The organism is Vreelandella hamiltonii (assembly GCF_014651775.1).
GTDB classification, from domain to species: Bacteria; Pseudomonadota; Gammaproteobacteria; order Pseudomonadales; family Halomonadaceae; genus Vreelandella; species Vreelandella hamiltonii.
The window spans coordinates 1-9,869 of the sequence record NZ_BMXN01000043.1 but is presented as its reverse complement, the minus strand read 5'-3'; the positions used below and the strand labels follow the sequence as shown (position 1 = coordinate 9,869).

Below are 9,869 nucleotides of genomic sequence, written 5' to 3'. Positions count from 1 at the left end.
TCATCGGAGTGGCTCTGTCAGCGGGTGTTGGACGACAGGTCAGATTTTACCTCGTCGGTGGCTATGAGGCAGCTCCGACGGGATTTATGCAGCGTTTCCTTAAGTCGCACGGTATGTCATCTTTATAGCCTTGTTTGTGCCTAAAATGTGAACTCATACCTGAGGTTGTAATGCTATCTTCATTAGGTATTTTTATAAGAGGCACAGAGCATGAGGGGCAATAAATCTTGTTTTTCATGCTTGCTTCATATTCTTCTGGAGTTACCGTTTCCCCCATTTTTGGTAGCTCTTTAAGTGAGTTATTCTGGAATTGAAAAGATGTGCTGAAATATCCAAATGGTATTCTATGGTTATTTTCCATGGTTAAATATCCAGTGTTATTGGCTTTTTAAAACTTTATATTGCTTCCTTTTTTAACCGTGAGTCAATCTTGCTTAGGGTAATTTTTAAGATGCCATTCTATTTATAATCAAGCTTTATTAGTCAACGTTTTTTTAAACAATTAATTATTAATGATTGGCTATGAGTTGAGTAAATCGTTTTATTCTGTTTGCAAAAAAATCAAGTCATTGTTTGTAATGGTTTTTTTCGCTACACCGCTGCACCCCGCAGCGGTTTTTTTGTGCCTGCGCAAGCCCAAATGTTGTATCGCGTTGTAAGAGGGGCCTCTTACACCCAGCCCTGCTGGCAAGGGTGGGGCATGGGCGTCAAGCTTTGTCGGGCTACTGGAGCATTCGCCCGGAACGACACCGCGAGGACATACACTCATGACCGAGGCCACCCAAGCACCCACCTTCAAGACCGTAAACCAGATCGCGTTGGGCAATCGACTGTTGCGCCGTAAAGACGTAGAGCAGAAGACCGGAAAGAGCCGTTCGGCCATTTATGACGGCATTCGCCAGGGCACCTTTCCCGCCCCGGTGCCCATCGGCGGTAAGAGCGTCGCGTGGCTGGAGGAGGAGGTGGATAGCTGGATTGCCCACTGCCTGGAACAGCGTAAACGCCAACGCCTGAAAAACTGCCCCACACCACTACGCATGACTGGCCAACCGCAGGAGCAACGCCCATGAATCAGTTCGAAGTCACGATCAACGGCACCACGCTGCAACTCACCGCTGAAGACGTGGTGCAAATGTCCACCGCCATGATGGATGCAATGCGCACACCCAACGCCCAAACCTTTCGCCAGGGCAGCTCTGGGAAGATCTACGCCAAGCTGCTGAACGGCCAGAGCGGCACCCAGCGTTTCAGCAAGCACTCGTCGGGCATCATCGAAACCGACTGCTAACCCCCTAAACCCTAACCGCCAGCGGTAACGCTGCTGGGCTCAGGCCCAGCGGGTAGGGGGAGGTTTTGCCCAAAAAACGAAAAAGGCTCCAGCGCTGGGGGGCGATGGAGCCGACGGAAAGCAAAAGAAAGGTGCCCATGCAGAATATCAAATTAAGCGAAATTTGCTGCCTCGAAAGCTTGCGAGGAACACCCAGGAATGCTTATCATGGCCGTGCTGTAGCAAAATCTACAGCCGGGCGTGAGAACCCGATTTCACAAAGGCGCTACAGCGCCCCTACCATTGCAGGCGCTTTTTTTGTACCTGTAATGTGTCGTTATGGCGGCTGTGCGTGGGCACGCTTCGGCGTGGCCGGTTTCCTTTGTGGCCGGTTTCTCACCCTGCGTACAGTCGCCTCCAATCGCGTGAGAACGGTTGTTGGTGACTCCAAACACGAAGGAGTCTTACCCATGGCCAACCACAGCCAAGGTGCGTCTACGCACACCCAGCTTTCCCCCTCGCAAGTCTCTACCGCGCTGATCGGTGCAAAACTGATCGCTTATCGTGTGAACCGTAAGCCTGAACAGCTTCACCAGTTGTTAGGCATGGCTCGCATGGCCTGCGCACTCAATGCCCTTTCTTATCAAGACCATGACCAACTCCTCATCGAGCTAGAACGCCTGTGCGTCGAGGGGGTGGATCATGCCTAACACGACCCACACCCCACGCCTGGAAGATGCGCTTTGCCTGACCGAGGCCGAGTGCCTACTGATTGATCCTCGTGCCAAAGCAGACGATCTATTCGACCAGTGCGAAACCCGACTGGAAGCGGCCAGTAATCTGATGATGACGTTAAGCACGCTCGACGCACCGGGCGCTTGCGCCGATGCACATGATTTAGCTCACGTCGCGCTATCTACTCGCTTGTTGTTAGCCGATTCCCTCGATTTGCTCATGGCTGCCCGCCGCGTGGCCAAAGGCCAAGCCACGCCTGCCAGGAAGGGGGTGCGCCATGGCTAAGACGACCGTCCAAAAAATTCAGCAGGTCGCCGCCGTCGCTCTGAACAGCGCTGAAATTCTATTGGCTGAGTGGCTGCCCGATGGGCAGCGCCAGGGTAGTGAGTGGGTGGCCCGCAATACGGCCCGCGTCGATGCCTGCCCCGGCTCGTTTGGTGTGTCGCTGGTGTCGGGCAAGTGGAATGACTTTGCCGACCAAGACGCCCACGGCGGGGATCTCGTCTCTTTGCTGAGCTACCTTCGCGGCTGCCGCCAAGTGGACGCTGCTAGGCTGATCGACGAACAGCTTGGGCTTGGCATTTTTCAGCGGGTAGGCGCGTCTAACGCGCCGCTACCCAAGCCCTGCGAGGTGCCTACCAAAAGCCAGCTTCGCCAGCAGGTCGAGGCCGAGCGCCTAGCAGCCCAGGAACGTGCCGCTCAGGCGGCACAGCGGCTCTGGCAATCGTCTGGCCCCGCCAACCCGGAACACCCCTACTTGCTGGATAAGGGGATCGAGCCGTACCACCTGCGCCAATCCTCGAAAGGCCAACTCCTGGTGCCGCTGTATGCGGAGGGGAGGCTGGTCAACCTGCAATGTATCGACCAGCAGGGCCACAAGCGCTTTTTGAAAGGTGGCCGAGTACGGGGCGCGTATGCGCCCCTTGGAAAGGTGCAGGCAGGCCGACAGCTATTCGTGTGTGAAGGGTGGGCCACCGGGGCCACCCTACACGCCCACACCCGCGAACCCGTGGCGTGTGCCATGAATGCGGGCAACCTCGCCGCCGTGGCCGAAACCCTACGCGACCGATACGACGCCCTCGACTTAGTGATTGCTGGGGATGACGACCGCATGACCCCCGGCAACCCAGGCCGCACCGCCGCCAATGCGGCAGCGCTGGCCGTGGGTGCCCTGGTGCTGTTTCCCGTATGGCCACAAGACGCCCCCACCTCACTCAGCGACTTTAACGACCTAGCTCGCTGGTATCGCCAGCAAAGGAACGCCACATGAGCGAGCAACCCACCCGCGAACAGCAGGCGCACCTTGCCCTGGTGGGCAAGCCGACCGCGCCCAAGATCGACACCTTAGAGCGCCCCAGCTACGCCGTGTACGAAGGCCCCACCATGGTAGAGGGCAAACAGTACCGGGCGGGTACTTGGTATCACGGCATCAAGCACACCAACAGCGACGAGGCAGGCCAGCCGTTCGACCTCTGGCTATGCGCGCCGCTGTACGTCAAAGCGGAAACGATCAACAGCGACGATGGCAGCGTTGGCCGCTTGCTGCGCTTCAAGCATCGTGGCCATGCCATCGAGTACGTCATGCCCATGGAAGCCCTCGCGGGCAAAGGCGAGGAGGTGTTGAAAGCCTTGCTTCGCCAAGGGCTAGAGGTGGACTACCACCAGCGCCGCTATGTGCCTGCCTATATCGCCAGTTATCACGGCTTGACGCGCATCTTGGCGACCACGACTAAGCCAGGATGGCACGAGCGTAGTGGCGCCTTTGTGCTGCCGAGCCGCATTCTAGGCGGTGAGGACGTTCGCTTTCAGGACAGCGGCAAAGGCGCTCACCTGTTCTCAGAACGGGGCACCCTGGAGGGATGGAAAAGTGAGCTGGCCTACTTCTGCCAGGGCAACCCGGTACTGATCCTCTCCGTGTGCTGCGCCCTGGCTGGCCCGCTGCTTTCCAAAGTGGGGGTGAATGGGGGCGGGGTGCATCTGGTGGGCGACTCCTCCAGCGGTAAGTCACTCGCCCAGGCGTTGGCCGCCACGGTGTGGGGCGACCCCAGCCGCTTTGCCGCGTCGTGGGATATGTCGCGGGGTGGTATCGAGATCGAGGCATCGTCACGTAACGACACGGTGCTGATTCTGGACGAGATCAAGCGCGCCGACCCCAAGCGGGTACAAGAAATGGCCTACGCCATCGCCAACGGCACGGGCAAGGGCACCATGACCCGCGAACGGGAAGGGCGGCCCAAGCTCTATTGGCGTGTTTTGGCGCTTTCCAGCGGGGAGCGCTCGCTGTCTGAACACGCGGCCATCTCCGGCAATGCGGCCCACGCCGGGGCAGAGCTGCGCATGGTGGACGTAAACGCAGGCACCCGAGCTTATCGTGCGTTCGATGACGTTCACGGCATGAGCGGGGCCACCTTCCACAGAAAGCTGACCACGGCCACAGCGCACCACTTTGGCCGGGTAGGCCCCGCCTTTGTGGAGCATCTAATCAAGGAAACCGACCCCGACTACTTTTATCGGCGGTTTGCTGAGGTACGGGAAGGATTCAACTCAGACGGCCCCCAGGCGGGCAGGGTAGCGGATCGCTTCGCCATCATTGGGCTGGCGGGCGAGCTGGCGACCACCTACGGCATTTTGCCGTGGGAGGAGGGCACCGCCGCCAACGCCAGCCGTCAGCTATTCCGTGAGTGGGTGGCTAGGGTAGGCGACGGGAACGCAGAAGATCGGCAAATACTTAGCGCGCTATCGGACTTTATCGCCATGCATGGGGATAGCCGCTTTTCTGACATCGCCGCCCAGCTACCCAATTCCAGCATCAAGCACCGGGCAGGGTATTACGAGATCGAGGACGGCAAGCGCCTTTACCTGTTCAACCGCGCCTCGCTGACCGAAGCCGCCGCAGGCTATGGCCGAGACCGTGTGATACGCACCCTGGAAACCTACAGCGTGCTGGCCAAAACCGACAGTGGCCGCCGCCAGAAAAACTACCGCCTGCCAGGAGGAGGGAGCACGCGCTTTTTCGTCATCGATCCCGACAAGCTGGATGGCGAGCGAGGGGGCGAATGATGCAGGGGCTTTTTACACGTGAACCTAGTTTCTGTGGCAACACTGGCTACATCGGCAACGCCCAGCAACCATGCGGGTTACAGGTGTTGCCTATTAATAAGAGAGGTGGCAACAAAGGCAACACATATCTTTATATCTATATAACCCCTGTGTCTGTGCGTTGCCGTTTTAAAAAAGCGGCTACAGGTTGCCAAAAAAATAATCAATTAAATCAATGGCGTTACCGCTGTTGCCACGTTGCCCGCCTTTTTGAAAACAGTCAGGGGAATTATAGGGGGGAGGCTTTGTTCGCCATCCGAACTTTGGCTGTCCATCTCAGCGCCGCGACCCTCCCCCTTCCTGGCAGGCGCTTTTCTACTTGCTTCCGTTTTCCCAACCGTGGGGCCTTGGCTCCACATCCTCAGCCTGCACACCAACCGCCCAATGGAGGGCCTGATGAACCAACCAGCCGTTAACACTCAGCCCACTAGCAACAAGAGCGACGCCGAAACGATGAACGCACCTACTCAGCCAGTGAAAAAAGACGTTGGAAAGCCACGGTTTCTTCAATACATGGAAGTGCCCAGCCAATACCATGAAGTGGATGAGCAGACCCTGCGAGACCGCATACCTCCCTTGCGCAGGGCCTACCTAAACCGCCGTGAGCGCCTCGAAACGGCAAGCCGAGAATTGGAGCGCTTACGTAAGGCCGTCAGCGCTCTGGAAGCCCAACAGGAGGAGACAAACGCCTCATGGCGGCGTGATTTCTTGAATGGCTTTGGCAAACAGAGCAAGGCAGTTCGAGACCAGTTAAAGCAAAAGGCCAACTGGCAGATCGAGGCCGAGCAGCAGCGTGAAATGATCGAGCTGCTAGAGCCGCAAGTAACGTGGCTCAGGGTACATACCCACTATGCCAGGACTTCATTGGGCGTAGCCCAGTACCAGCTCTATGACTATGTAGCCCACAACACCATGCTGGCAGTGGCAAAGGAGTTTGCTGAATCAGGGATCGCGGAAAAGCTCTATGAAACGCTCCCTGCGCTGTTTTCTAGGATCGAGAGAGAGCTTAGTAACCGAGACCTCAATGACCAGCAGTTGAAACGCCTGCAATACGCGGCTGTCGGTGAGCTACTGTTGAGCTATCGCCCTGAGAAATTGTCCACAATTCAAGTTGAGGACTCCGAAAAGTATCCCAAGCTGGATTTTGAAGCCGATCCTAGCGAGTTCCGTTCTTTCCTTGGTGTTAGGAAGCGCGTGACCGAGGCTGAAGAAAAAATGGATGTCATTCCTAACCTGGAGGAGATAGACAAAGCCTAAGCGCCTAGCTGCTTCGCTATCACCAGCCCCGCCACCGTGCGGGGCTTTCTCTTTGTATGGCACGAACGCGGCTTACAGCGGCACACAGCGGCTATATGGCACGGTTGCCAGGTGGCAGGCCCCCCAGACCGCCGCACCCTACGGCGCGTTGTCCCCCACCCGCCTGCGGTGTTTGCTTGTGGGGTAGTTCTTCATGCACCCTGTAAAATGGGCCAAAGCCCGCTGTTGCTGGGCTGTAGGCGGGTTTTGGGTGTATGGGAGTCATGCGAAATCATGCGGATTTGTGTGCTTTAGGGAGCTCATAAAAAGAGAAGCACCTGCCGTGGTGGCTAGGGTTAATTGCAAGTCAATTAAGACTTTCCTTATTAAACCGTGCAAGGCCTTGTGAAAATCCTGTGCGTGGTTATGGCTTCACATTTGTTTGAAACAGTGCGCTGGGTTTTGGGAATGACTAGTTTTTGGTGGTTTTGCTAAGAAAAATTCAATTCTTGACCCCGTGGAGCTGGGTGCGCAGGTCTCATCATCTGGCCCTGATGGCTAGACTTGGCCGTTGAGCTTTCCGCTAGACGAGCTCTGGAGGAGGGCTACGAAAATCCATAGAAATCACTTTATGCTTTCCATATTGGGTGCTAGGATTACCAAAATTGATGTTTCGTTACCATTTTGAGGGTTGGGATAATGATTTCCATTAGTGAGCAGGAATTGGTTGCTCTGTTTCAGCAAGGAGTAGCCGGTAACTCAGCAGGGTTTACGCTTCTTGCTCGGCGGTTCGTGAGTAGCACTCGCAAGACAAATCCTGAAGTGGCAGAAAAATTATTAGAGCTTGTGGCCAGTCCGCATACTCTGAGGGGCACTGAAAAGCAACCACCGACAGACCGTGAAAGCAGCGCAAGTCTCCTTTCAGAACAATATCATGTGGTGCTTAAAGAAGAACCGCTTTGGAGTAAGAGTATTGCAGATAAATTAGAAGTGGCTATAAATGAAAGAAAGCATGAAAAGAAACTATTAGAAGCAGGATTAGAGCCAATCAAGGCGATGTTGTTTACAGGCCCGCCCGGGGTAGGGAAAACCTTAGGAGCTTCTTGGCTTGCACAAAAAATGAATTTGCCAATCTTTACACTTGATTTGTCCAGTGTTATGTCAAGTCTATTAGGAAAGACTGGTGCGAATATAAAAAATGTTTTCAATTATGCAGCTTCAATGCCATGTGTTCTATTTTTAGATGAGTTTGATGCAGTTGCTAAGAGGCGTGATGATGACAGAGATGTTGGTGAGTTAAAACGTTTAGTGAATGTCTTGTTGCAAGCCATTGATAAGTGGCCTTCTACTTCTTTATTGATTGCAGCCACAAATCATCCTGAGTTGCTTGATAGGGCTATATGGAGAAGATTTGATAAAGTCGTTGAGTTTGATTTGCCAAATAAAGAATCTGTTGAAAATTATTTTAAGCAGCTAGGTGTTAGTGAGAAAATAGCAAGCAAAATATCATGTATAATGAGCAATAAATCATATTCTGACTTGAATAAAATTGCTTCTGCAGCTAAAAAAATGAGTGTTTTGGAAGATGTGTCTTTAGATGATGCTGTCTTCAAGCAAGCGATATTTGGGGATGTGTTGGATAATCCTGATATGAGGTCAAGCGCAATAAGAGGTGCAGTTTCTGCTGGTATTTCTAGGAGAAAAGTTGCTGAGCTTACTGGGATGAGTCATCCAACTATCTCAAAGATTGTTAACAATAAAGGGGGTGTATGAGAATGGCTGATAGAAATTTGTTGTTAGGGCGTGGCGAAAAGTTGTCTTTGAGAACACCATTTAAAAATGGTGGTGGTGGTAAAAATTATCCTTATACATTTGATGAAGTACGGGAGCGATTGGATTCCGAGTTGGCAGAAGTTGAAGCTGGTGTCTCTAATCTGGAATCTGACGCTAAGCCTCGAGGAGAGGCTATATTTGAATTAGTGTTACATCCCTCTTTTATAGCGAAAAGTTATTACCCCGATGCTCTTTTAAGAGCTGCTGGTATGCGAGATGTTGGAAGCAAAGAAGTTGTTATAACCCCAAATAAAGTTACACGTAAGTCTGATTTTGGAAAGGAGTTAGGTACCGCTTCTTTGTATGTCGCGGGAGGCATGGAAAGTATAAGAGTGATGCGCTCTATTCTGCAAAATGGGATGGCTAATAAGGGTGTTAAGAAAGAAATCAGTGAAATTGAGAAAATTCGATGGGTGAGTAGTGATGATAAATATAAAGGTGAATTAGGGAGTGATTCTGAGACGGTTCGTCTTTATGAAGTTGCTCTGCATGCTGGGCATAAAGAAGAAGATATTATAGATGCCTTCGTTGATTATGTGAAAAAGCGGGGTGGTGAAGCTGTTTATCGGAAAAAAATACAAATAGGAGCACTAACTTTCTTTCCTTTAAAGGCCACTGAAAAACAGCTTAGAGAGATATTGAATTTCTCATTCATACGAGTTGCTAGAGAAATGCCTCAGCTCAGATCTGCAATGCCTAATGCGATGCGATCACCATTAGACTTTCCTGATATAAAATTGCCAAGTGCTCAAGCAGTTGAACAGGGCTTCAAAGTGGCGATTTTTGATGGTGGTCTCGGTTCCGCAGATTTAAGTGACTGGGCCGAAGAAATAGTTTGGGAAGATACAGAATCAACTAACGCTAACTACATAATGCATGGTAATGAAGTCACTTCAACATTTTTATTCGGCAGAATATCAGGTGATGGTGATGTACTGAAACAACCTTATGCTAATGTTGATCATTATCGGGTTATTTCTCCTGGTAGTGGCAGTGATCCGGATTTGTATGATGTTTTATTAAAAATCATAGATGTGCTGGATGCTGGAGATTATAAGTTTGTAAATCTTAGCTTAGGGCCTCGTATGCCCATATACGATGATGAAGTGCATGCTTGGACGGCTTGCCTAGACCAGCTGTGTGTGCGGCATGGAATATTAATGACAGTGGCTGCGGGTAACGATGGGGATATTCAGGGGGCCGATAGGATTCAACCTCCAGGTGATATGGTGAATGCAATGGCCATAGGGTCTTGCGATTTATCAGGTGAAATTTGGAATAGAGCATCCTATAGCTGTGTAGGGCCCGGTCGTAGTCCTGGTTATGTTAAGCCTGACGGAGTTGCATATGGTGGTAGTGATGCGGAATTGTTTAAAGTTTATAACCCTTTCGCAAGCTCAGTAGTGGGTGTTAAAGGAACAAGTTACTCAGCTCCACTAGTTCTCCGAGCTGCGGCAGGACTAGCCGCTATTTCTGATTATGATATGAGTTCTATAGCAATTAAGTCTCTTTTGGTGCATACCGCAGGCACGAGATATCGAATGGACAGGAGGGAAGTTGGTTGGGGAAGATTTAAAGAGAATCCGGTAGAAATATCCTGAATCCGTGAGACCGGCCCCCGGAAGCACTTCTAACCCACTGACCTGCATGGCAATATAGCCATTATCGCCATTCACCCAGACAGTGCCATGCCCAACAT

10 protein-coding genes are annotated in these 9,869 nt (G+C 52.3%); 9 read left to right on the top strand and 1 reads right to left on the bottom strand.

Annotation, left to right across the window (positions count from 1 at the left end):
- Positions 1-61 precede the first annotated feature (61 nt).
- Positions 62-361 (bottom strand): hypothetical protein, encoded by a 300-nt coding sequence (locus IE091_RS18045; protein WP_189464293.1) that lies wholly within the window; start codon positions 359-361, stop codon positions 62-64.
- A gap of 406 nt (positions 362-767) precedes the next feature.
- Here IE091_RS18045 and IE091_RS18040 point away from each other — a divergent pair, with 406 nt between their 5' ends.
- The 9 genes from IE091_RS18040 (at position 768) to IE091_RS18000 (ending at position 9,771) form a co-directional block, all read left to right on the top strand.
- Entirely contained in the window at positions 768-1,070 is a 303-nt protein-coding gene (locus IE091_RS18040) for a helix-turn-helix transcriptional regulator (RefSeq protein ID WP_189464292.1), read from the top strand.
- The gene (locus IE091_RS18035) at positions 1,067-1,288 is read left to right on the top strand and encodes a hypothetical protein (protein WP_189464291.1); all 222 of its coding nucleotides are present in this window, start codon (positions 1,067-1,069) and stop codon (positions 1,286-1,288) included. The genes IE091_RS18040 and IE091_RS18035 overlap by 4 nt, the downstream gene beginning before the upstream one ends.
- A 137-nt stretch (positions 1,289-1,425) precedes the next feature.
- A complete protein-coding gene (locus tag IE091_RS18030) occupies positions 1,426-1,977 on the top strand; it encodes a hypothetical protein (RefSeq protein WP_189464290.1) in 552 nt (183 codons plus the stop codon).
- Positions 1,970-2,287: a hypothetical protein gene (locus IE091_RS18025; protein ID WP_189464289.1), complete on the top strand. Its 318-nt coding sequence runs from the start codon at positions 1,970-1,972 to the stop codon at positions 2,285-2,287. The genes IE091_RS18030 and IE091_RS18025 overlap by 8 nt, the downstream gene beginning before the upstream one ends.
- Positions 2,280-3,272: a toprim domain-containing protein gene (locus IE091_RS18020; RefSeq protein ID WP_189464288.1), complete on the top strand. Its 993-nt coding sequence runs from the start codon at positions 2,280-2,282 to the stop codon at positions 3,270-3,272. The genes IE091_RS18025 and IE091_RS18020 overlap by 8 nt, the downstream gene beginning before the upstream one ends.
- Positions 3,269-5,062 carry a DUF927 domain-containing protein gene (locus tag IE091_RS18015; RefSeq protein WP_189464287.1) on the top strand — a complete coding sequence of 598 codons (1,794 nt, stop codon included), beginning with the start codon at positions 3,269-3,271 and terminating at the stop codon, positions 5,060-5,062. Before IE091_RS18020 ends, IE091_RS18015 begins: the two co-directional genes overlap by 4 nt.
- A 435-nt stretch (positions 5,063-5,497) precedes the next feature.
- On the top strand, positions 5,498-6,358 hold the full coding sequence (locus tag IE091_RS18010) for a hypothetical protein (protein WP_189464286.1): 861 nt from the start codon (positions 5,498-5,500) through the stop codon (positions 6,356-6,358).
- A 678-nt stretch (positions 6,359-7,036) separates the two neighbouring features.
- Positions 7,037-8,110: an AAA family ATPase gene (locus IE091_RS18005; RefSeq protein ID WP_189464285.1), complete on the top strand. Its 1,074-nt coding sequence runs from the start codon at positions 7,037-7,039 to the stop codon at positions 8,108-8,110.
- A 2-nt stretch (positions 8,111-8,112) separates the two neighbouring features.
- The gene (locus tag IE091_RS18000) at positions 8,113-9,771 is read left to right on the top strand and encodes a S8 family peptidase (RefSeq protein ID WP_189464284.1); all 1,659 of its coding nucleotides are present in this window, start codon (positions 8,113-8,115) and stop codon (positions 9,769-9,771) included.
- The last annotated feature ends 98 nt before the right edge of the window (positions 9,772-9,869 follow it).

Coding starts and splice junctions, on each gene's coding strand:
- IE091_RS18030 (WP_189464290.1), top strand. CDS start 1,426: ATGCAGAATATCAAATTAAGCGAAATTTGCTGCCTCGAAAGCTTGCGA.
- IE091_RS18025 (WP_189464289.1), top strand. CDS start 1,970: ATGCCTAACACGACCCACACCCCACGCCTGGAAGATGCGCTTTGCCTG.
- IE091_RS18040 (WP_189464292.1), top strand. CDS start 768: ATGACCGAGGCCACCCAAGCACCCACCTTCAAGACCGTAAACCAGATC.
- IE091_RS18035 (WP_189464291.1), top strand. CDS start 1,067: ATGAATCAGTTCGAAGTCACGATCAACGGCACCACGCTGCAACTCACC.
- IE091_RS18005 (WP_189464285.1), top strand. CDS start 7,037: ATGATTTCCATTAGTGAGCAGGAATTGGTTGCTCTGTTTCAGCAAGGA.
- IE091_RS18045 (WP_189464293.1), bottom strand. CDS start 361: ATGGAAAATAACCATAGAATACCATTTGGATATTTCAGCACATCTTTT.
- IE091_RS18015 (WP_189464287.1), top strand. CDS start 3,269: ATGAGCGAGCAACCCACCCGCGAACAGCAGGCGCACCTTGCCCTGGTG.
- IE091_RS18010 (WP_189464286.1), top strand. CDS start 5,498: ATGAACCAACCAGCCGTTAACACTCAGCCCACTAGCAACAAGAGCGAC.
- IE091_RS18020 (WP_189464288.1), top strand. CDS start 2,280: ATGGCTAAGACGACCGTCCAAAAAATTCAGCAGGTCGCCGCCGTCGCT.
- IE091_RS18000 (WP_189464284.1), top strand. CDS start 8,113: ATGGCTGATAGAAATTTGTTGTTAGGGCGTGGCGAAAAGTTGTCTTTG.